At 49.0% G+C, this 22,902-nt stretch carries 12 protein-coding genes; 3 read left to right on the top strand and 9 right to left on the bottom strand.

From position 1 onward, the window contains the following. Positions 1-29: 29 nt before the first annotated feature. The 5 genes from B5D40_RS01025 to B5D40_RS01005 all read right to left on the bottom strand — a co-directional run bounded on the left by B5D40_RS01025 (position 30) and on the right by B5D40_RS01005 (position 11,019). Positions 30-6,971, bottom strand: coding sequence for a pilus assembly PilX family protein (locus B5D40_RS01025; protein ID WP_143394415.1), 6,942 nt, complete (start codon positions 6,969-6,971; stop codon positions 30-32). A 13-nt stretch (positions 6,972-6,984) separates the two neighbouring features. Then, on the bottom strand, positions 6,985-8,373 hold the full coding sequence (locus tag B5D40_RS01020) for a PulJ/GspJ family protein (protein ID WP_078775389.1): 1,389 nt from the start codon (positions 8,371-8,373) through the stop codon (positions 6,985-6,987). Beyond that, positions 8,370-8,837 (bottom strand): type IV pilus modification PilV family protein, encoded by a 468-nt coding sequence (locus tag B5D40_RS01015; RefSeq protein WP_078775388.1) that lies wholly within the window; start codon positions 8,835-8,837, stop codon positions 8,370-8,372. Before B5D40_RS01015 ends, B5D40_RS01020 begins: the two co-directional genes overlap by 4 nt. 9 nt (positions 8,838-8,846) lie before the next feature. Next, on the bottom strand, positions 8,847-9,365 hold the full coding sequence (locus B5D40_RS01010; RefSeq protein ID WP_158222127.1) for a pilus assembly FimT family protein: 519 nt from the start codon (positions 9,363-9,365) through the stop codon (positions 8,847-8,849). A gap of 199 nt (positions 9,366-9,564) precedes the next feature. After that, positions 9,565-11,019, bottom strand: a complete 1,455-nt coding sequence (locus tag B5D40_RS01005) for a DnaA ATPase domain-containing protein (protein WP_078775386.1) — start codon at positions 11,017-11,019, stop codon at positions 9,565-9,567. 357 nt (positions 11,020-11,376) lie between these two features. Between B5D40_RS01005 and B5D40_RS01000 the strand changes: the two genes are divergently transcribed. Continuing rightward, positions 11,377-13,545: a UvrD-helicase domain-containing protein gene (locus B5D40_RS01000; protein ID WP_095849530.1), complete on the top strand. Its 2,169-nt coding sequence runs from the start codon at positions 11,377-11,379 to the stop codon at positions 13,543-13,545. Between the two features lie 35 nt (positions 13,546-13,580). On the opposite strand, the gene B5D40_RS00995 is transcribed toward B5D40_RS01000, so the two are convergent. After that, complete coding sequence (locus B5D40_RS00995; protein WP_078775385.1) at positions 13,581-14,561, bottom strand: lysylphosphatidylglycerol synthase transmembrane domain-containing protein; 981 nt, start codon at positions 14,559-14,561, stop codon at positions 13,581-13,583. 93 nt (positions 14,562-14,654) lie between these two features. After that, entirely contained in the window at positions 14,655-15,443 is a 789-nt protein-coding gene (locus B5D40_RS00990; protein WP_073302902.1) for a class I SAM-dependent methyltransferase, read from the bottom strand. A 311-nt stretch (positions 15,444-15,754) separates the two neighbouring features. On the opposite strand from B5D40_RS00990, the gene B5D40_RS00985 reads away from it, so the two are divergent. Then, the gene (locus tag B5D40_RS00985; protein WP_073302901.1) at positions 15,755-16,567 is read left to right on the top strand and encodes a sigma-70 family RNA polymerase sigma factor; all 813 of its coding nucleotides are present in this window, start codon (positions 15,755-15,757) and stop codon (positions 16,565-16,567) included. A 593-nt stretch (positions 16,568-17,160) separates the two neighbouring features. Continuing rightward, positions 17,161-17,739 carry a GNAT family N-acetyltransferase gene (locus B5D40_RS00980; protein ID WP_233134269.1) on the top strand — a complete coding sequence of 193 codons (579 nt, stop codon included), beginning with the start codon at positions 17,161-17,163 and terminating at the stop codon, positions 17,737-17,739. A gap of 80 nt (positions 17,740-17,819) precedes the next feature. Here B5D40_RS00980 and alaS read toward each other — a convergent pair whose 3' ends face one another. Next, positions 17,820-20,465: an alanine--tRNA ligase gene (gene alaS, locus B5D40_RS00975; protein ID WP_078775417.1), complete on the bottom strand. Its 2,646-nt coding sequence runs from the start codon at positions 20,463-20,465 to the stop codon at positions 17,820-17,822. Positions 20,466-20,708: 243 nt separating this feature from the next. Then, positions 20,709-22,778 carry a M6 family metalloprotease domain-containing protein gene (locus tag B5D40_RS00970; RefSeq protein ID WP_143394416.1) on the bottom strand — a complete coding sequence of 690 codons (2,070 nt, stop codon included), beginning with the start codon at positions 22,776-22,778 and terminating at the stop codon, positions 20,709-20,711. Positions 22,779-22,902: the final 124 nt, after the last annotated feature.

The raw sequence follows: 22,902 nt of genomic DNA, 5'->3' as shown, positions 1-22,902 counted from the left end.
ACGGCAAATGTTTCAAAAAGAAAATTTACTCACCAATCGTTTGTACATTGCAAATCTGCAGGAGCATTGTCATCGACACAAAATTCCACAACAGATCCTGAACCCGGATTAGTAGTGGTCGCCTGAGTCTGCCAAGCCTCAATATTAAAATTACTAGAGTTAAATACTCCGATAAATCTTGTTGTACTCCAACTTCCTGCAGTACATCTCCAAACGCTACCTCCAGCCATTGTAATCGAATAGCACTTACCTGGGGTATAAGACTGATATGATCCATATGATGCTGTTATGTCAATCGTAGCACTTGCAGAGTATTCCACATTAAAGTTGCAACTTGCGCTTCCTTTGGAATTGGACACGTTAAATGTATAGCTTTGGGTTCCTGCAGAGCTTGCCCCCGTAAAGGAAACTGCGCCACCCGTATAGCCGCTTCCCGAAGCCCCCGCCCCATCAATTGTCCAAGAACAACCGCTAGCGCAACCGCTTAAGGATTTCGGCGTAACAGAAACCGTAGCCCCGATAGGCTTTGTCATATCGTCCGGGCAGGTGATTGTCGGAGGAGGTTCCTCTACAGACACATCCACAGAACATTCCGCATATCCCATACTTCCGTTGGTTACCTTATACACATAAGTTTGCGACCCGAGTGCCGTCGGCGTAATCGTATGGGAAGAATTGCAGGCACTTGTCGCGCCATTCCCGGAAAGTTCACAATTCCAAGCATTACCTGCATAAACTGTAGATAACGTAAAGCTTTCTCCCAAACCAATTTCCGTTTTATCCACGGAACAGGTTAACGCGGGTTTAACTTCAAAAGTCGCAGAACAAATAACATTCTCATCGTAAATCAATTTGTATTCATAACTACCCGGCGTAATCGGTGTGGTAAATCCATTATTCCAACAACCGCTCGTACCACAATTAATTTTTTGCGAATATCCCGTTGCTGTAATTTGCAAAGTGGGATCAAAATCACCAGAAGCTCCCGAAATATTCGTCACATTCCATGTATAACTCACATTCGTATAAATAGTCGAAACAGCAGCACTATTGTACATCACATTGCACGTCGCCGTTATCGCCCCCGCGCTGCTGCTCGAAGAAACGGCTTCCGAAGAGCTGCTGGAGTTACCCGTGGATTCATTTACCGAGAAAGACCCGCACTTGACCAAATCAAAAGGCCGATTCGGGTTCGTCGATTCCATAGTAATGGAGTGTTCCCCTACCACCAACGCATCCGAAATATTCGCCACATTGTACACGGTATTATAGTTTTCAAAATTGCCTGTCTGGCTATTTTCGCCAACTGAGGTTTCGCTGTCCAGCATAATTTTATAGCCACATTTGTTATCCGGGCAATTTTTAAGTGAATACGTAACCACGGGTATTCCCTTTCCCTGCTCGACAGATGTTTTTTCAATGTGGCACGAAGCGGTAATGGCTCCTGCTGTAACAGAATCGGTTAAGCAAGGCGAACCAGCAGCCTCTCCATGATTTCCTTTAGGCGTAATCTCAAATTGATAAGATTTTCCCAAATTGCTTGCATAGTCATCAAGATTTTCCAGCCAATCGTATTCGTATTTGTTTCCTGTCATCTTGCATGTATTCTGCCCGGAACAGTTGTCCGTTTTCGTTGCCTTTTCTGAACCATCGACTTTCTGCACAATTTCATAAGAAAGCGCATCTTCGGCATTTTCCATTTCTGCAGAAATGTTCCAGATTCCGCCATTATAAGCCGCAGAGCAGCTCTTGATTTTCAACACATGATCGCACGAAGACTGGACGGATTTAATCCCGATCGATTTTCCCGATTCCATATTCTTCACATAGACGCCTCGAATCTTTTCAATATCGAAGCCATCGACATTTTCCACATCCGCTAAGCGGAATGTCAATTTTCCGGAATCATTTGTCGAAAACGGCAATGAACAAATCTGATCGCCGCCATACGTGTAGGAATCTTCCGAACTTTGGCTGCACAATGAAACGTGGATTTCGGCAGCCGACTCGTTTTCCAATTCCACAACCAGCACGGCATCCCGCAAGTTGGAGGCCATTCCCGAACTTGGCACAAAATATTCCGCAGAGCCATTTGCACTTTCAAAAAGAACATCCTCATGGCAATTCGTTTGTTCGCCAACCCAGAAAGATCCGCAGGTCGCCTCTCCTGTCAGTGCTGCCATCTGCGCGCTTTCCGTTGAATAGGAACCGCAATTTGAAACTTGAGCCTTGGCCATTTTAATTTCATTGTCATTTTCCATATAGCCGTGGGCACCCGATTCGCCAAAAGAATAATCAGCATAGCATTGCACATAATCCACGCCCGAACCCCCGCAGGCATCGTTTCCCTTGTACCAGAACGTCGGAGTGCAGCTGTGCGCATCAAACCAGCTTGAAAAACCGACCCACGGTTTCGAATCCTTGTCCTTGGGCACGATTCCGCCAACATAAGCGGCTTTAAACGAGCACTTGATTGTCGGAGGTGTGTCCCAGCACTGCGAACCGTAGTCTTCGCTGCTCCAGCCGATGTCGTAAAGTTTGAAGTTCGGGTCGGAAAGGGCAAAGCCGACATACTGGTGCGAACGATCCGAGAATGCGGCGGGAGAAGACAATTCCCGCAAATTGAATACAGCGTTGGTTGTCGTATTTCCCGAATAGCCGGAAACAACGGTAAGAACCAGTTCGTCTCCCGAAGCACCCGGCTGAATTTTCGCATTCATAGAGACAATTTCCGTGGAACCAATGGAAATGGAACTGTTTCCGGACGTCAACAATTCCTTTTCCTTCAAGCAGTCTCCTCCGAGAAGACAAACTCTAGCAGCCAGGTTTCCAGAAGAATTGGCGTAAATATTCAAAAGCCAAAACGACTGACCGGTTACATCGGCTCGCAGAACAAAACCCGACTGCTTTACCGTCGCACTGGAAATATTCGAGCCGGAACCCATTCGGGGAACCATGAACTGCGCAGTCAACGTCCCATAAAGGCCAGCATCGACAGAACTCATAATGACGACAGCCGGCTTATTGGCCTCCATTTTATCCACGGCACCCTTCTTCAAAGAAATCCTGCCCTCCGAATAGTCCAAAGCTTCCAGCACATCATCGACATCCAGGTTCGAAGCTTTCGCAGCAAACCATTTTGCGTTTGCCTCTTTGCCGGACGTACTAATGCAATACTTTGCTGTTTCTAAATCCGAGATATTAGATTCGCACTTTGCGCTGCCCGTAAATTCATCAAAGAAGCAATGGGAATCTTTTTCGTTAAAGTGGGCGACAACCGAATTGTCCCCGGAAATTGCCGGGATAGAGAAGGTTTCATTTTTTAGAACGTCCGTCGGGCAATTTCCTCCTTCGCACGACCAATAGTTAAATTCTTTTTCTTCATTTTCAAAGGAAAGCCTTACCTCTTCTCCTGTATAGACCGAATAAGTGCAGCCATCGTCTTTTGCATTGTCATAGGTGCAGACTTCGCGCTCGTTCCGAGTTGAGCCCAAGATATTTACGACGATTCCTGGATTTCCAGAAATGCCCGGCCCCGAATATTTGACGGTAAATTTGGACTTTTTCGCTTTCAGGGAACCATATACAACCTGGGCGCTGTTCTCTTCAAACGGTCCCACCAGCGTAATCGCAGGAATAATCGCTTCGCACCCTACGGGAATGTTTCCGACAGCCTGCGCAGAAATATTTCCCGAAACGCCGCAAGTCCAAGAATTATTGGCGGCCAACGGTGAGCAGTCCGTTCCAGAAACCGTTATCCATGTTTTGTCCGCAGTGCAGTTAGGTCGGCTGAATTCGTCTTGATAGGAAACGCATTCCGGCTCTGTGCACTCCGAAATTTCCTTGCGGGTTACCGTAACAAAGGAAGAACCGATGACTGTTTCTGTCGGGTTCGTTCCCGGCAGGCAGCCCGAACTTTCCGTGATAAAGAACGTCAACGAACCCGTTCCCAGCGAACTGGAAACCTTGAATACGGGCGTTTCCGAATTTACGGAACTGATTTTCACTTTGCAGACATTGCCTGAACAAGTTACGCCATCCAAAGCGGAAATCGTCCAACCGTCGGCATCCGAAGGCTTCAACATGCTGACTTCGTATTCCGCCTGTGCTGTAGATGTTGGCGCAGACGTTACCAAAGAAAGCGTAACCTCCGCCCCTTTTGCCACCTTCACGCTGGGTTCCTTGAAGGATACATAAATGGACGATGCGCTGGATCCCTTGACCACGACAAAGAACGGAACCGTTGAAGAATTTCCTTCCACGCTACCCGTCACTTGACAGGTATAGTAGCCCTCCGGAATATCATTTGTCCCGTTGTATAGCACTCCCGTTGTAGAGATTCCGCCATCGCAGCTGACACTGGGCGACAGAACCTTTGCCTTTGTATTCAGCGGAATAACGCCATAGTAGTCCTCCAATCGGCCAGGAGCCTGCTGCGTCAAATAGACGACTCTCGGCAAAACGATAAAAGAAGGACTTGCCGACTCGGCGGAATTCAAATCATCAACCTTTTCGTTATTTTTGTATTGCGATTCCACCGCAACGCCCAGCTGCGGCGACGTGGCGATATAGTAACCGTCCTGTGCACCAAAGCTTTCATCCGTACTTGAAGATGCCGACGAAGCTCCCGAAGAGCTCGACCCCTTGACTCCCCCGCAATCAACCTGATTTTTATCGCATATAATTCCGGCAGAGGTCATCTCTTGAATAACGTCTGCACTGTATTCAATGGAAGAGCTTTGCAAAGCCCCAAGCCCAGCGCAGGTCGAAGCCGCCGCATAAATCGTCCCAGTCAAATTGAATTGCAGGCCGTTTTGAATGTTTCCCAAAGTAAAAATGAAATAATTTTTTACAGTGGCATCGTTCAAATTAGCCGCACCATTTTTCAAATACAGGAAAACGTAGGTATTGTTCGTCGTCGGCGGAAGTCGTGCGTATATGGGATCCTCGGCAATAATGATGAATTTTCCGTCCAAAGTTCCCGAGGGATTCGTCGAGCTGGTTCCGCCATGGACATTCACGACCAAGTAGCCATTGTAAAGATTTTCCTGCTTGTCATCCTTTATATTCTTTTTATAGCAGTCATTTAAATTTTGAACCAAACTGCTATTCCATTCGGTAATGGACGCAGCACAACCTTTATTCGCAAATTGTTCAAACTCCTTGTAGCCGGTCGTCAAAACATCGTCCACCTTATAAGACGAGCCGTCACAACCCGGTTTCTTTTCCCAAATCGAATCGCAGTTGTCTTTCACCTTTTCCGCACATTCAAATGGCGGCTCGGACGGCAGTGTTGTGAAAAGTTTTCCATTCGACTTAAACCACGGCATTACTTCGCATACCGGGCGAGCGGCATTGATATCTGAAGAGCCATTCGAAAACGAGCCGTTTTTCCGGCAATATGGAGAACTGAGAACCTCGCCATTTTCATCAAGAGCATGTTGGGTGAAAGTCCACCATTGCGAAATACCGGGAGCATCCGAATTGTAATTAAATTCATTCCAGACGTCCCACAAATTATAAAACAACGCCCCCCCCACATAATAGGATGCAATATTTTCACCCCAATAGGAGTTATACTCCGTTTTAAACTCCACATCCTTAACACCGTCTTTCATAAAATAGATGTAATACTTGTCATCTGTTAATCTATTGGATTCTTTTTCAGCATATGGGAAATAATCGCCGCCGCCCCAATTTGTCCAGTTCGTACAGGTATTCTTATTATCCCATTTTGTGCAGCAGCGACCCCAACCCCATCCACACCAACCATATTCCAAACAAACCGGCGTTGTTGTAGATTGAGAACAAATGCGATAATTGTTGCTGGATGTCTCCGTAAATTTCTTACTTTTGCGAAAAGACTCATAACCCGACGCAGGATGGGCCGTTTTAATGTAAACCCGGGAGGTATCTTGTGCGCCAAGAATAATTCTGTCATAATAGTAAAAATTGTTATAGCCTCTCAAAGCCGAATTTGATGAGCTGCCCGCGTCTCCAGCGAATACATTCAAGTTGCCCGGCATCCATACGTGTCCATTCACCGTAAACGGCTGATGAGACGCATCGTTCGCCTGCGAAAAGACCATTCCCTTTTCCGATGTGCAAAGATTTGCCCCAACAGAAAAAGCCTTATTTGCCTGTTGGACAAAGCGACCATTTAACGTCATGCTACCCGCAACCGAAGATTCCCCGCCCTCCTGCGTTCCGGCATTGCCGTCAAAGTAAACATCACCAGACATTTGAAAATTGCCGGTAGCATTGCCACCCACATACAAATCATTTCCTGTCAAGCCATTGTTCTGTATGGAAAAATCCCCCCCCACACAAGCTAATTGCCCCACTCTAACATTGTTTCCGCTTAAAGTGGCGTTTCCCGTTACCACGAAATTTTTGGTGATTTCCTGCGGGTTGCCACTCCAATTTCCGTTTACGACAGCGGAAGTCACTTTTACGTTTCCGGCTCCGCTATAGGATCCCCCGAAATACGCATAATCAAAATCGACAGAGGCGTCATTTTTCTTGCTGGGAATTTGAACCTGATACAATCCGTCCACATTCATAATCGCCAATTCGTTGTGTTTTGCCGCTCCATTGCGAGCGCGGCCTTCCGAAAGGATTTTCATCTTGTAAGTGGACTTTTCCGTATTCACGCCAATCAACCAAACGTCGTAATTTTGCCCGGCTTTCGCAAGTTCCACAAAACGATTCGTCAGTTTGATGGGCTTGTTGCCACCATCCTTGTATTGCTTAATCAAGGCTCCAACATCATTGGCATGATAAGCCATCCAGGAACGCGCCGATTCAATTCCGGCCACAGAACTTTGATACGCTTCCTCTTGAAGCATTCGAGACGCAGAAGAACGCTCCTCTGAAGTAATCCAGCGGTAGGTTGCCGTGGCAGCGATCGTCGCCACCAGCATAAAAAGAAGCACAACGATTAACGAAACACCTTTTTTGTTCTGCACCATCCATCTCCTTTCATCAGTCATCCGGTCCATTGCTGGGAGTAGGAATCACCAGCGAAATCTCCCCCGTTTCCCCGGCATCATTTGCCGTTTTGCCGCCACGCTTTATCGTAAGAAGCAATTTGAACGCCTTGACGTTCTGCTTGTCCTGCGGTTTCACTTCGATTTTGTCTTCATCAAATTCGTAATGGGAACTGGCAATCTGACTCAGTTTCAGATTTTCAATGGTAATTGTTCCATTATGCGCGTCCGGGGAATAGCTGGCAAAAGTAAAAGCCAAACAGACATTTTTCACGGAATCCTTTACAGAAAAACGCATGCGCCGCGGGACAGAACCGGACCGGATTGTCGTCGGCGGATAGAATAGGAAATCATCGATTTGAGCCGGACGGTTTCCCTCCATATCACGGAATCCTACCGCCATGTGATCGCGCCCGGGAACAAAAAGTCTCGCCTTGTCTTCGCTATTTGTGGGATAGGGAATTTCAAAATAAATTTCATATTCAAATCCCTTATAGAACGAGAAACTATTGTAATCCAAGGCACATAACGTCGCCCACGTTCCCGAATTATCCGTTTTCTGAAAAGCAAAAACCTGATTGACCTGCTTGCCATCCTCGATCGGTGTCTGCGCGCTCATGTCGTAATTGGAAGAAAACCCGCTGAGTGTTACCGCATTCGAAGCCGTATTCGTCGCCGACAAAAAATTATAATAGGATTCACCGTAACGGGAAACCATTTTAAACGCGTCCAATCCCGCCATGGGGAACATCTGTTCCGTCTGATCCGAAATTTTGGAAGCGTCGGATCGAATTGCCGGAATCGCCGGAAGCAAGCGGAATTTCCGCACATTCGTCGCCATCGTTACTGCAACAGCCTCCATATCGGAAAGACCCGCTCCAGAAGAAGCGCAGGGTTCGTCGTCTTCCCCGGCAGCTTTGGACACAATGGCACAACTCCGTTTTAAATCCTGATTGTCCAGAAACCAGCGGACTTCTTCAACCGCCGCAAACTTTCCCTCTTCCGTATAACGGATTTTTCTAAAAATCAAGCTGTCCAAATTTTCGCCCGTTGGATTGAAAACCAAACGGAACGACGACGAGTCCTCTTTTGTTTTATCGGCATTGCCAACGTCGATATAAATATCGTCCTTATGGGACTCGCTAAATTCGTCATCTGCACCGGCGATCGTCGTCTCCTTGGAACTCTTCGCTCCCATTTGCGCAATATCGTCTTTAAAAAGCATAGCGACATTTTCCGCTTCAACGGACGCCTTCAGCATATTTTGAGTTCGAACTCGGAATTTCGTGCTGTCTGAAAAGGCCTGACCGGCAACCAGAACAACAATGCCAATCATCGCCATATAAACGACAAGTTCCATCAATGTAAAGCCATTTTTATTCATCGGACAACTCCCGAAATATTGATGGACTGTACCGACCCCTTAAAAGGCCATTCCACGGTTACCAGCAAGCGTTTCGCATAGATGTGCGAAATGTTATCATACTTGGACGACGTCAAGACCTCATAATCCTTGTCCGAAAAGACATTGACGGCTACCGAATATTTTACGGTCATGTCATGCGCAACGATTCCGGGCTGGCCTTTCCAGGTTCGTGAAATTTCGGGAATGACAAAGGCCGTGTCCTTGTCCGACAGAGACTTGACACCGGCACTTTTCAACGAATCGATTACCTGCTGCGCGACCTCGATAGCGCCATCCCGACCGCGAATACGAAGAAGGGCGTCCCGATTCCCGGTCTGCAAATGATTCAACGCCGCATACAGAAAGCCGAGTACGGCGATAGAAACCAGCACTTCCACAATGCCGAATCCTTTTTTGCCGTTCTGTCCGTTTCGCAGTTTCATAAAAGCCTCTTATAAATCCGACCAGGAAGATCCGTCGTAACTCACCCGGGGAACTACGGCGTTTTTATCCTTGTATTTGACGGCAATTCCATAGAGATCATCGCTTCCGTATTGCGCCAGAAAATACCCAGCCGGGGCGGCAGAAAGCCCAAAGCGGTGAGCAAACTCCGCACCGTCAGAAAGATTGGGTACATCATAGCCGTCCATGGATCCGTCAATGATTTTTACGCCGACCACCATTTCCAAGCGGTCGATTTCATCCGTGGGGTTTTCACAGGTGCCTTTATACATGCCAAGCAGCTTGTCCGAAATTTTTTTGACGCATACGGTATCGTTCAACTGGCGCGCCTTATTCGAAGCGGTTTCCATGAATGCCGCCATATTGAACGCCGCATCCTTTATTCGGGAATTCGCAATAGCCCGCTGCAAACCGGCATAACCCGCAGCCGACAAAATGCCGATGATAATCACAACGGTCAGCACTTCTACCAGGGTAAAACCCTTTTTTGTCCAGATATTCTTTTCCACATTACAAATTTATACTTTTTAAGCCCCCTTGGTAAACAAAAAATGACCTAACGGCCTTCCCCTGCCGCCAAATTCACAATTCTTTGCAAATCAACGCGTTGCAGCGCACACTTTTCCCATGATGAGCGGATGGATTATTCCAACTTGCCATAAGTGAACAAGTCGTGGTGAGTGACCCGTTGAAAAGTGCCGAAGCTCGCTACAGGGAAAACGACTGGCGAATCTTTTCTATCGACTGGGCGTAATCCGGATTCCGGCGCATTTCCCGTTCCACCGCCTTGATGCTCGCGATGACCGTCGCATAATTGCGCCCGCCGAACTGGAAGCCGATATTCAGCAGCGATTCCTTGGTCAGCTGGCGACAAAAATACATGGCGATTTTGCGAGGCTCCGAAACCGACCGCACCCGCGTATTCGCCGTCAGAGATTCGACGGAAATCCCAGAGGCCGCCGCGACGACCTCTTTGATGGACGAAATCGTAATCGCCGCTTTTTTCCCGCTCGCCGTCGGCAAGGTCGTGTCGCACGAGCCGCAAAGTTCCTTGAACAAATCCAACGTCAATGAGATGCCCAACAAATCGTGATAGGCAAAAAGCTTGGCGACAACTCCTTCGATTTCCCGGACATTGCCTTGCTGGTGTCTCGCGACCCACTGGAAAATCTTTTCCCGTTCTTCCGCGGGGATTTGCAATGCGGCGGCTTTCCTCCGCAAAATGTTTACGCGGGTAATCAGATCGGGCACGCTTACGGCGATGCTGTTGCCGTCAAATCGGGAAAATCCTTCAAACAAGCTCGGTATTTCCGAGGGACGGCGATCGGCGCTAAAAACCGTCACCCGTTTGGAATTGACCCGCGCCTGCAACACTTGGAACAGGGCTTTTTCCGTCGCTCCATGACCGATTCCCGCCAAAATCTGGATGTCGTCCATCAGCAGCAACTGCGAATCTTCATACGTCCGACGCAATTCCGCCGAAGCTTCCGCGCGTTCCTGCCGAGAAAGATCCGGATTCTGCGTTTTCATGAAATCCTTGAGGAACTGTTCGGCTGTCCGGTAAACGACCGTCGGTGCGGTTTCATACGTCAGCGCATAGCGCCCAATGGACTGGAGCAAGTGCGTTTTGCCGACTCCCGGTCCGCCGAAAAGAAAGAACGGGTTCATGGAACATTCCTGCGGATTTTCCGCTACGGAACGGCACATGGCAAGCGCAATCCGGTTCGATTCGCCTTCGACAAACGTGTCAAAACGGTAATCCGGGTAAAAGGATGCGAGAAGCGCCTCTTTTCTTTTCGCCCGTTCCTGCTCTTTTTCCGCTCGGGAGCTTAAGACCGGAGCGACCGAGGACGATGAAAATTCCTGAACCTGGGAAGCCAGACTATCCGGAGAAACGGAAATCGTATAATCAACGACATCGGAAACCTGGCGAAACGCCGACAGGAGAGCTTCCTTGAAATGCCCATCGACCCAAGAAGCGACCAGTTCGTTGGAAGCGACCAGCCTGGCGCGCCCGTCTTCAATGGAGTCCAAAGTCAGGTTCCTGTTTCCAAACCACATTCCAAAACCATTCGCCGGAAGCAAATCACGCAAGCAAGAAAGGACATCGTCCCAAACGCTCGAACGGGCGTCCTGGAGACGGATTACATTATCTAAAGGCATTTCGACCCAATCATCTCACAAAGGTTTCAAATCAAAACTGGCGAGAATTTAATAAAAACGCGTTAAAAAGGACTGGCCAGCGCAAAAAAACTCAGAAACCGCTAAAAACCGCCAAAACCGGCGGTCGGCATTTTATTCAGAATATATAACCATTTGAATGACCACGATTTCACCAAACAGACTACATCAAAAATCACAACTTATCCACCGAAAATTTTCGTACAACCCCTTGCCAAAAATTTCATTTCATCATTCAGAAAAAAAATCGAATGCTTTTTCCCATTTTTCCCGTTTCGAGCGTTTACACCCATAGAGACAGATTCGGGCAAAAGTCCACCGACTTTCAAAGAGGAAAATATGGAAAGAGACGAAATGGAAAAGGAAATTCTGAAAGGCCTCAACAGTGATCAGAGAAATGCGGTCCTCTACGACCACGCCCAAAACGGCCCGCTGATGATCCTTGCCGCCGCCGGTTCGGGAAAAACCGCCGTGCTGACAAGGCGCATCCAATGGCGAGTCCTGCAAGGAGTCAAGCCCGAATCGATTCTGGCGCTGACTTTCACCGCCAAAGCGGCGCAGGAAATGCGGGAACGCGTGCAGAAACTGTTCCCCGATGCGGATATCCGCTTGAGCACCTTCCACTCCCTGGCTTATTCCATTTTGCGGGAAAAGTTCAATGGAAAATTCGGCTGGGAACTGGCCGGTTTTCAAAAAGTGCCGAAACCCGTTTCCGAAGAATCCGAATATTTCGCTTGCGCCCTTTCCGAAAGGCGCATCGCCGCGCGAAAGCTTTCCAGGGAGGAGCTTTTCAATCCTCGCCTTTCACATAAACTCGTCCGCAAATTAAAGCCCATTCAAGAAAGCATCCTGCAATCGGGCAATATCGTTTTTGAAGACCTGATCTACCTTTCTACAGATCTTTTGCAGAACAACGCCCAAGTCAAGCAGGAAATCCAGCAACGTTTCCAGGAAATTCTCGTGGACGAATACCAGGACATCAACCAGTCCCAATATCTTCTGGTGCGCGCCATTCTGGGAGACCGTCCGCACCTTTTTGCTGTCGGCGATGACGATCAGGCGATTTACGGGTTTCGCGGGGCGGACATCGGAAACATCCTTCGTTTCCGCAGGGACTTTCCCCATTCCCAATTGCTGCGGCTCGAATGGAATTACCGTTCCGTTCCTCAAGTGCTGTACTTGGCAAACAACATCTTCAAAGAAAAGCCGCTGCTTTTGCGAAAAACGCTCCGGGCGGGAAATCATTCCCAAAATCCGCTTTTTTTAGAAAATAGAAGGCCCGAAATATGGGAAAGCGACAACCCGCAAATAGAAATGCTCCGGATTGTCGCCAAAATCCGGGAACTGCGAACCGCCTACGACCTGGAATTTAGCCACTTTGCGATTCTCGTGCGCTACAACCGACAGCGACTCTACTACGAAGAAGCCCTTGCCGATTTTTCCATTCCCACTTTCCGGGAAGCCGAAGAGGACTCGCCAGAAATTCCGGGAGTGCACGTGGAGACCGTCCATGGCTCCAAGGGCCTTCAATACACGGTCGTCTTTTACGCCGGACTCGCCGAAAGGCTGACACCGGGAGAATGCGAGGGAACGAGAAAGCAAAGAAAACGCCAGCTGGAAGAAGAAAAACGTCTATTTTATGTGGGAGTCACCCGCGCAGAAGCGGTATTGATTTTATTATATTGTAAAAAACGTTTTTGGAAAGGCCGTCTTTCCGAATTCAAGCCGTCCCGCTTTCTCTGCTATTTGGACAGACCTGTTCTGGAGAAGTCGCCCATGCCTCTTTTTCTTTTTAAGATTCGTTGCGTTCTGCTTATCCTGTCTTACATGATTTTCGCCACTCCTCGCTTTTTATTTCGTCGATTCCTGATGAAAAAAACGGTGGACGCCTGGGTAGATTTTCACGTTCAGGATTTTGCGAAGTATTGTTTTAAAGTGCTGCGGGTACAAATCGACATTGCAAACCAGTCCGCCCTTTCCCACGTGGATTGGAACCGTCCGGTTTTTGTCGTCGGAAATCATCAGTCCTATTTCGACATTCCCATCGTCTTCCTTTCGCTCGGGCGAACCATCGGCTTTTTTGCCAAAAAGGAACTCACCTACATTCCGTTCCTCAATTTCTGGATGAAAGCTCTGCATTGCATCTTCGTCGATCGCCAAAATTCCAAAACGGGCAAAATCATCAAAGAGCGCATCGAAAATTCAAAGGAAACCGTTCACGTTTTTGTTTTCCCGGAAGGAACCCGCAGCAAAGACGGCACGGTCAAACCATTTAAAAGCGGAGCATTCCGCCTTGCCTCCGACCTCAACGCCACGATTCTCCCCATTTACATTGAAGGCTCCCGCGAGACATGGGAATCCCGGAAAAATACGGACAAAGTCATTGTCAAATCCACCATTCTGGAACCCGTCGATGTGAAGGTTCTCGCCGAAGACCACCCCATCAATCCGAAAACCGAACTCGTCCCTCTTGTTTACGAACAATTCCTTCGCGCCAAAAACGGCTAGAAAGCAAGCCCCTTTTTCCTCGGACGTCGCTAAGGCTAGCGGCGTTTTTTCTTTTCGGACAGGAAGAAGACGGCACCAAAGAGGCTTACCACCAGACTGACCAAGTAGGCAAGCAACTGCACCATCACCGCAGAAAGTCCCGGAGTTCCGATCCGTTCAAAAAGCGATTGAGCGAGAAGCTCTCTCGGTCCAAAACCGCCGATGGAAATGGGCAGCGCACTGACAACGGCGACCATCGGGATGAAGAAAAAATACCACGACACATCGATGGAAAGGCCGATGGCCAGCCCGCAAAAGAAATGCACGACAACCCGCAAGCTCTGCGTCACGGCAGAAAGAATCGTGATGTGCACCCAAAGCCTTCCGCTGCGAAATTGCTGGAAGCGCTCCTGAAAATGGAGAATGCGAATCTGGACTCGAGCCGGAAAAATCTTTCCCGAGAACCAGGCGAAAATGCGGCCCAGGCGTTTGCTGAAAAGCCCCGCAAACAAAGTGCAAAATCCCAAAAACACCCAGAACGAAGGCAAAAGGAACAGACGCTGTTCCGGATCGTGGACAAAGAAGAGGAAGCCCACGGCCAGAGCCAGAACATTCAAAAAGAAAAGCCCGAAAAGACGGTCAAAAAAAGTCGCAGTAAGCCCCCCGCCCAACGTTTTCTGGTCGCCCTGCATTCGAATATCATAAACTTTTTTTAAATCGCCACCGACATTTCCCGGCATGAAATTGTTGAAGAACAAACCGACGAAATAGAGCTTTACCAGATGTCCAAAGCCCAAGCGGACGCCCTGCTTTTCAAGCAGCAACTTCCATTGCAGGCAGCCCGTAAAATTAGAGAGGAAAAGGCAGAGCAAAGCGATGAAAAGCGGACGGATAGATGCTGCGGAAAACAGATCCCAAATGTCGCCCGTATCCCAACCCGGCGTGCCGACGATCTTATTATAGACAAAGTAACACGGGACGAGAGTGACCAGCAGCTTTACGCCAAAAATCAAAGAGGACTTTACCCGAGCATTCATCAATGCAAATTCATCCTTTGAAAATACAAACTCTTTTTCCTCGACCCGGGAGCATTAAAGCCTTTTCAGGAAAATTTTTCTTGCCATGGAAATTTATTCTTTGGGCTTTTGCGAAAGAATCCCGATAGACAGCTGCGTATAGCGCGAAAGCGCGATCCTGTCAAAGCGGTCCAAAATCCAGTTGTTCGCTTTTTGGTAAGCGGTACCAGCAAACGGATACTTCGGCAATTCCACGTTGAATTTAAAACACAATTCCCGGAAAGAACGATAAAAGAAATTCGGGCGCATCCAGTCGCCATATTCATAGCGGATTTGAAAACCCGAACTTTTCACCAGACGGCGCAATTGACCGATGGTAAATTGCGTTTCCCAACCTGCAAACCACTTTTTCATCGCAATCAGAATGTGCTTGACGACTGTATATAAGTGGAATGTCTGCGGGACATCGCAAAGGAAATAGCCGCCCGGTTTTACAATCCGGAAATTTTCCTCGATCAGCGGCTGCGGATCCACAAAATGTTCCGCCAATCCCTGATGGAACACCAAGTCAAAAGTACCGTCCGGAAACGGAGAATGGAAAGCGTCTCCGCGGATGCAATGCAGATTTTCTTCCAGATGTTCCCGAATCCGCAATGCTTCTACGGTTTTTAAGCTTTCCGCCGAAAAATCGAGAACATAGACATCTGCGCCCTGTTTTGCCAAGTCCGCGCTGTCGCGACCCGAACCGGGTCCTACTTCCAAAATTTTCATTCCCCGCACATTCGGGAAATGCTTGTAAATCGTCTTCAAAATCGTCGGCGAAGCAGGATAGACCTTAGACAGATCTTTTTTACGCGCCCAAAAGCGATCCCAGACGGATTGATCCGGTTCTTGAATTGTCATACGGCTTCAAATATAGGATTTTTGCCCTTGCATAACAAAAAACACATCGAATCGGAGATTCTTTTCCCAAAATGGACAAAATAGATTACATTTAACATCAAAACGTCATCATTTATTTACTATATTTTCAACGAATGCAAAAAGACATGCCCATCCAGACGCCAATTCACTTCAACCAGAACGGCTTTTTTTCTATGCCAGCCATAAAATTTTCCAAAATGAGTGCCCTTTTTCACAATCCTAAAAAATTTACATGATTGGCACGTTCCTTGCTCTAAAAAAAAGCGATATTATAGAAAAAAGGATAATAGATGCATATTGATTCCACAGATGTAACCCTGAAACGCTATTTGGACGATATACGTAAAACGGCACCCCTTACCCGCGAAGAAGAACAGATTCTGTTTCAAAAAGCCAAAGAAGGCGACAAAATCGCCCGTCAGAAACTCATTTCCGCAAATATGCGCTTTGTTTTGAAAGTCGCCATCCAATACCGCGGCTGCCCGATTCCCCTACCGGATCTGGTGAGCGAAGGAGCCATGGGGCTTGTGCGCGCCATCGAAAGTTTTGAACATACCCGCGGCCTGAAATTCATCAGCTACGGCGTCTGGTGGATCAAGGCTTACATCACCCGGGCGATCAACGAGCAAGGAAACCTTATCCGTCTGCCCGCAAACCAGCATTTAAGAGTCCGCAAGGCTTTGCACGAACAGTCCCGCGGCAAGGAAATCAGCGAAGACATCCGGGAACTGATTCAAATCGGGCAACGCGGCGTTTCGTTTGACAGCCCGCTCAAAGCCGATTCCAAAGCGACTTATGGCGAAGTTTTGGCCGACGGCAGGGCGTCGAATCCTGAATCCGATTCCGAAATCCAAAGCGTGGAAAACCTTTCCAAGGAATTGATGGAGCAATTGCCGGAACGGGAAGCCAAGGTCATCGAAGGCATTTTCGGCATCAATTTGGAAGCTCCGCAGACTCTCCGCGAAGTGGGCGAATCCATGAACATTTCCCACGAACGCGTACGCCAGCTTCGCGATCAGGCTCTTCGCCGCATTCGCAAATACAACAGCCGGGATTTTCTGCAAGAAAAGAAGGACGCTTTTTTGGCGGCCATCAACAAGTAAGTTCAAAGTCCCCCATTTCCTACTTTAGGGTTTCGCATCAAAAGTTTTGCTCATTTTGATGCGTTTTTGTTTTTTGCGAATCGATAAAACTCCGCGTCAAACATTTATGTCAAAGCGATTCCGAAAACACCAACCAAAACGGCGACTTCTAAGCCTTTGGGTTAGAGGCAGCCCCAACAATCGCGATTTAAGTTCCCAGTTCTCAGTCCCAACTCCCAACTCATAACTCCCAACTGGTCCCTGCCCTTCGATAAACTCAGGGACCGCCGGTTAGTGCACCTCGGCAAGCTCGGTAACTGCGAACTAGTCGAAGCACACCAACCAAGCAAATCGGGTGGAATTTTGTATATAGTCCCCCCAAAAAAGGCGCATTTGCTACATTCGAAAAAACTTTTCACGGAGTTGGATGACTTTTATCCAAAAAATGCGGTTCATTGTTTCCTGCCGGTAGAGCCGAACGGTTTTGCCGGAAAACAAAAATTTCACCGAGGAACTTGTAATGATATACGCTGTTCCCGCAAAAAAGGATTTAAACAATGAACCCCAATTTTTCATTCACCATACGACAGGAAACCCCCGCCGATTTTTTCGCTGTGGAAAACTTAACCCGAAACGCCTTCTGGAACATCTACAGGCCCGGATGCGTGGAACATTGCGTTTTGCACCGTTACCGAAGCCGTCCCGAATTTATTCCGGAATTGAGCCTTGTACTGGAAACGGCTAGCCGTGAAATCCTCGCCCACATTATGTTTTCACAAAGCGAAATTATGCTGGACGAGCCATCAACGCCTCCTCGAAAAAGTCTTCCCATCATGACCTTCGGACCTTTCAGCGTTCGCCCCGACAAGCAGCGCCAAGGCATCGGAAAGCATCTGTTGGAATACGCATTGAACCGGGCAAAGGAGATGGGCGCGGGTTGCATCGCCATCTGCGGAAATATCCAATTCTACGGGAAATGCGGATTTGAATTGGCAAAAGACCGAGGAATCCGATACGCCGATGATCCTAACGCTCCTTATTTTCTGCTAAAAGAACTCGTTCCCGGTTTTTTGGACGGGGCACGCGGAACTTACCGAGATCCGGACGGTTATTTTGTCTGCGAAAACAATGTCGAAGAATTTGACCGCCTTTTTCCTTACAAGGAGAAAAAGGTTTTGCCTGGTCAGCTTTGACTGAAAATCCTCTTCCAGACAAAAACATCCGCAAGTCAAGACTTGCGGATGTTTGATTTTCCGTTTGCAAACAGAGATTCTTATCCGCCGATTTTTTCGCGGATCCAGTTGTTGGCGTTGGAGATTGCCGCACTGATTTTTTCTGGTTCGCGGGTCCCCGCCTGCGCGCGATCCGGACGTCCGCCGCCCTTACCGCCACAAGCTTTTGCCAAGTCTCGAACCAAATCGCCGGCCTTGATGCCTTTCGCCTGAACGTTCTTTCCGACCATGACAGCGATGCTTCCGCTGCCATCGCCTTTGTTCGCCAAGACGATTACCGAGTCCGCTTCGATATTGTTCTGCACCCCGTCCAGCAAGTCCTTGAACTTGTCTTCCGGTTCCGCCATTTCGCGGACATAGAGCTTCACGCCGCAAACATTTACCGCGCCTTGCAAAAGTTCCTTTGCCGCTAAAGTGGCGAGTTCCAACCGGACGGACTGCAAGCTCTTTTCGAGGCTCTGCGTTTTTTCAAAAGTCTGGCCGATACGCGCGAGCAAATCGGCGTCTTTGCAGCGCAGGCGTTCGCGAAGGGCCGAAAGAATTTCCGTTCCCGCACGGAGAAGCGCCAAGGCTCCCCTGCCGGAAACCGCTTCGATACGGCGTACACCGGACGAAACGCTGGATTCCGAAATGATTTTCACCAGCCCGATGTTGCCCGTGTTCTGCACATGCAAGCCACCGCAAAGTTCTTTGGAAAATTCCTCGGCACCGCCCATTTTGACGACCCGAACCTTGTCCCCGTATTTTTCGCCGAAGAGCGCCATCGCGCCGCTCGCCTTCGCCGCGTCCACATCCATCACATCGGTGTGCACCGGCAAGCATTCCATCACCTTGGCGTTCACCAGGTCTTCCACTTTCTGGATTTCCTCGGCGGTCATCGCGTTGAAATGGCTAAAATCGAATCGGAGAAGTTCATTGGAAACAAAGCTGCCCTGCTGCTGTACGTGGGTTCCGAGAACCTGGCGCAAAGCGGCTTGCAACAAGTGGGTTGCAGAATGGTTCTTGCGGATGTCCGAACGGCGAGCGTCATCCACAGTTGCAAAGAAAAGCGCAGACATCGTTTCCTTGTTCGCTTCGCCTTTGATCACCTTGCCCCGGCAGATGGCGGTATCGTTCACCTTGACGGTATCGAATACGGCGATTTCCAAACCGCCCGAAACGAGAGTCCCCTTGTCGCCGACCTGACCGCCCATTTCCGCATAAAACGGAGAGTTTTCCAAGACGATGTTCAAAACCCCTTTGTCTTCCCGGAAGCGCACGATTTTTGTTTCGCAGGAACTTTGTTCGTAACCGACGAAATGCGTACTCGCATCGCTGTAGGCCGTCCAGCCTTCGGTTCCCATCGTGTTGATGCCCTGCTTCATGTTGGCACGAGCACGCGCCTTCTGTTCTTCCATACATTTCTCGTAGCCTTCTTCGTCGATTAAAAGGCCCTTTTCTTCGGCGAGAATGCCTGTCAGATCCGGCGGGAATCCATAGGTGTCATAAAGGAGGAAGACCTTGTCGCCCGAAATTTTTTCGCCTTTGGCAAGGCCTTCGGAGAGAGCGGCGAAACGTTCCAAACCGGAATCGAGGGTGCGGATAAAGCTTTCCTCTTCGCTCTGGATTACGGAAGCCACAAAATCCTGGCGTTCGCGGATTTCGGGAAAGGCTTCGCCCATCGTATCGGCAAGGACGGAGACCAGACGGCAGACAAACGGCTTATTCTGCCCTAAGAGACGCGCAAAGCGACTGGCTCGGCGCAAAATCCGACGCAGCACATACCCGCGGCCTTCGTTAGAGGGCAACGCTCCGTCCGCAATGGCGAACGACAACGCCCGCAAATGGTCGGCAATCACCCGATGCGGAGTCCCTTCGGCACCTTCGTTGTAAGGAACGCCGGAAAGTTCCGCGACCTTCTGGATAATCGGCGTGAACACGTCGGTGTCGTAGTTGCTGGTCTTCCCCTGAAGAATCGCGCAGATGCGTTCAAAGCCCATGCCCGTATCGACGTTCTTCGCTTTGAGCGGAACAAGTTCTCCACTAGACAGACGCTCGTATTGCATGAACACGTTGTTCCAAATTTCAATGTAGCGGTCGTTTTCGCCGTTCACGCCCTTGATGGGGTCCTTGAACGTTTCAGCCTGCGTAGCGAGGTCGCCACGGTCGTAGTGGATTTCGGAACAGGGACCGCACGGACCGGTATCGCCCATTTCCCAAAAGTTGCTGTGTTCGTCAAAGCGCATGATGCGGTCGTCGGGAAGTCCGGAAACCTCTTTCCAGATTTGCCAAGCTTCGTCGTCTTCTTTATAGACGGTCGCAAAAAGGCGTTCTTTCGGGAGCTTCCAAACTTCGGTCAAAAGTTCCCACGCCCAACTAATCGCTTCTTTCTTGTAATAGTCGCCAAAGCTCCAGTTGCCGAGCATTTCAAAGAATGTATGATGGTAATTGTCACGACCCACCACATCCAAATCGTTGTGCTTTCCCGAAACGCGAAGGCACTTTTGGCTGTTGCAGACGCGTTTCCAGCCCTTCGGATTGTCTCCCAAGAAAATAGCCTTGAACTGGTTCATGCCCGCATTGGTGAACATCAGCGTCGGATCGTCGTGCGGAACTACAGGCGAGCTGCGGACAAACAAGTGTCCTTTGGATTCAAAAAACTGGATAAAGGATTTGCGCACCTGCGCAGAAGTCATCGTTTCGGACATAATGATACCTTTGGATTTTTCCGCACCAAAGATAGAAAGAATCGGAAAAGGCTTGATCAAAAAACGGTTTTGGTGAAGAAAAATCAAGTAGTGGAAATAGTGGCTAGTGCAATGACGGGATAAAAAACTATCACTAGCCACCGGCCATTCTTGTGCATACGATTTTTTGAAAAGAAATTTTTAGAGATTGCCGAAAGAAAAAAGCTATTCCCCGGCAGGAACATTCTCCGGGGAACTTCGCCGTCAATTCACCGCGATACGTTTGAGTTCGAGCGTCCGCCCTTGCGCGGATAGCTTCACGATAAGCACTTGCCCAGACATTTCCCGCAAATCGATATCCGCCGAGAAATCGTCGAAGGTTTTTCGCAGAACTTCCTTCCCCGAAAGGTCGTAGGCGCGAACCATTTTCCGCCCGGAGAATCCGGATTGCACGGAAAGGGTCGTCCCGAAAAGTTTAACGGAATGTCCCATGGACTGCACTTGGACGACTGCCATCGTAGCCGAAGAACTCGAAAGGAACTCGCCCAGCGAAGACGAGCTTTCCACGAACCCGGAGCTGGAACTCGATTCCGAACTGGAACTCGAACCAGCAACAGAGCTAGAGCTCGATTCCGCGCCGGAACTAGAGCTTGTCAAGGAACTTTCATCGGGGCATGCGGTTATTGAAATGCCTTCCCGCGTCGCAAAGCAGACAATACCATCACTCTCTTCCCGGATGTTATACAAATTCACTCCCAACGAATTTCCGTCCCAAGCGGTAAATGAAAAAGCGGTCACATTCTGCGAACCCGGAAACGGGTCGTCCATCAAATTGGCCTTTGCCGTTGAATAATAAAAACCATCGCTATAGGAATTGATTTTCAGGTTTCCCGCCTCGACGACATCGACACGCTGATGCGCAGAAAAATTATTCAGAGTGTCTTGCTTCCAGGCTCTTTCATTATAGTCGATATGCCATATCAGCATCCCGTGATGCGGAAGATACGCGTCCCAACCTGTCCGTTGCCGATTTTCCAAAATGAACCATTCGTCGTCCTTGCCTTCGACAGGAATTTTGTAGGCGACATTGGTCGTATTGAAAGGAGTCAAGACGGAAACCGCAGACGAATTATCGAACGGCTTGTAGGAAATCCAGCCCATGAAAGCCTTTTCAAAAGCGCTATAACCTACCGGAGTCGCCCCCAGCGCGGGACCGTTGTACATTCCGGTTCCCATCACGTCCCAAGCGTGAGCGCCTGGAGCCTGATATACGCTGTCCGTGTAATCATCCGTATTGCATTTCGTACTATGGGCGCAGTAATGATCCTTGAGTCCCATCGTATGGCTGAATTCGTGGATAAATGGCGCAATATACATTTCTTTCCAGTAATTCTTCTGCGGCAATATAAAGTACCGGTTGAAGAACTTGCCTTTTCCCGCCGGTCGCCGACCGACTCCATCGTTCAAGCTGTTACTGTATTGCAACATATAGGCGAAGCCGCCGAGAGAACTTGCGTCCTCCTTCCGACCCGCATACATCACAGCGACAGCGTCGATTTCCCCGTCGTTATCGGCATCGTACTTTTGTGCATCAAAATTCGGAAATTTAGAAAGCAGCACGTCGATTGCCTCCTTGATGAGACGGCCCTCCTTTTTGGCATAGCTGGACAGGGAATTCTCTACCCGCACCGGATACACATCAAAAGTCGGCACAAAAAGCCCGCCCGATTGCGAAACGAAGTAATCCCTGACGGAGCCGATATGTCCTCTGTCCGAGTAGCCCGCAGCGTTGGTCAGCGCATAAAACGCCGCCGAATCGCAGTTTGCCATATCCGGGCTTTCCACGAGCAAGACGGGGAAGCGGTTCGTACCTTTCACATATCCCGAAGCGGGCGGAAGCCTCTGCGGCATCTCGGCGGAAAAGGACGTGTCCACGGTCGGAACCCAGGGGGCCCGTTCCACGCGTTCGTCGTCTGGATAAAGAATCCGATCCGGATTCCTCTCGAAATGCGCCTTTTGGACTTTGTCCTTGTCGAGTTCCTTCAAATAGGCCTTTTCCGCATCGCTACGCAAATCCGCGTTCTTCGCACGAAATTTTCCTTCTGTCCCATCCTCCGCCGCATAACGGTAAACGCCGTCCTCTCCACGGATGACGATATAGCCGTCGAGGGTATGCGTATAGCTGTAATGCTCGTCGCCGACTTCCCGAAGAGTCAGGGAATCGCCCGCATTGTCTATGGTGAAAGGCGTGGGGTCCATCGGCACAGCCCAAAGCCCCGGGGCGAGAAGGCCCGCAAAAAGCGCAGGCCGCAACTTATTCCAAAAACCATCCATATAAAACTCCTTGAAAGAAAGATATTCTCCCAAAAGCCGACTAGTCCCACGAAAGCGCAAAAAAAAACATTAAAATACTCTTCCTGTTCGATTCGCAAATACGTAAGAAGACTGTGGCTAGTTG

The organism is Fibrobacter intestinalis, from assembly GCF_900167415.1.
GTDB lineage: Bacteria > Fibrobacterota > Fibrobacteria > Fibrobacterales > Fibrobacteraceae > Hallerella > Hallerella intestinalis.
Note: the sequence above shows the minus strand (reverse complement) of the source record. Positions and strands in the feature narration are given on the sequence as shown.

What these genes read in the sequence shown, in the direction of transcription:
- B5D40_RS01025 (WP_143394415.1), bottom strand. Translation starts at nt 6,971, where the DNA reads ATGGTGCAGAACAAAAAAGGTGTTTCGTTAATCGTTGTGCTTCTTTTT.
- B5D40_RS01020 (WP_078775389.1), bottom strand. Translation starts at nt 8,373, where the DNA reads ATGAATAAAAATGGCTTTACATTGATGGAACTTGTCGTTTATATGGCG.
- B5D40_RS01015 (WP_078775388.1), bottom strand. Translation starts at nt 8,837, where the DNA reads ATGAAACTGCGAAACGGACAGAACGGCAAAAAAGGATTCGGCATTGTG.
- B5D40_RS01005 (WP_078775386.1), bottom strand. Translation starts at nt 11,019, where the DNA reads ATGCCTTTAGATAATGTAATCCGTCTCCAGGACGCCCGTTCGAGCGTT.
- B5D40_RS01000 (WP_095849530.1), top strand. Translation starts at nt 11,377, where the DNA reads ATGGAAAGAGACGAAATGGAAAAGGAAATTCTGAAAGGCCTCAACAGT.
- B5D40_RS00995 (WP_078775385.1), bottom strand. Translation starts at nt 14,561, where the DNA reads ATGAATGCTCGGGTAAAGTCCTCTTTGATTTTTGGCGTAAAGCTGCTG.
- B5D40_RS00990 (WP_073302902.1), bottom strand. Translation starts at nt 15,443, where the DNA reads ATGACAATTCAAGAACCGGATCAATCCGTCTGGGATCGCTTTTGGGCG.
- B5D40_RS00985 (WP_073302901.1), top strand. Translation starts at nt 15,755, where the DNA reads ATGCATATTGATTCCACAGATGTAACCCTGAAACGCTATTTGGACGAT.
- alaS (WP_078775417.1), bottom strand. Translation starts at nt 20,465, where the DNA reads ATGTCCGAAACGATGACTTCTGCGCAGGTGCGCAAATCCTTTATCCAG.
- B5D40_RS00970 (WP_143394416.1), bottom strand. Translation starts at nt 22,778, where the DNA reads ATGGATGGTTTTTGGAATAAGTTGCGGCCTGCGCTTTTTGCGGGCCTT.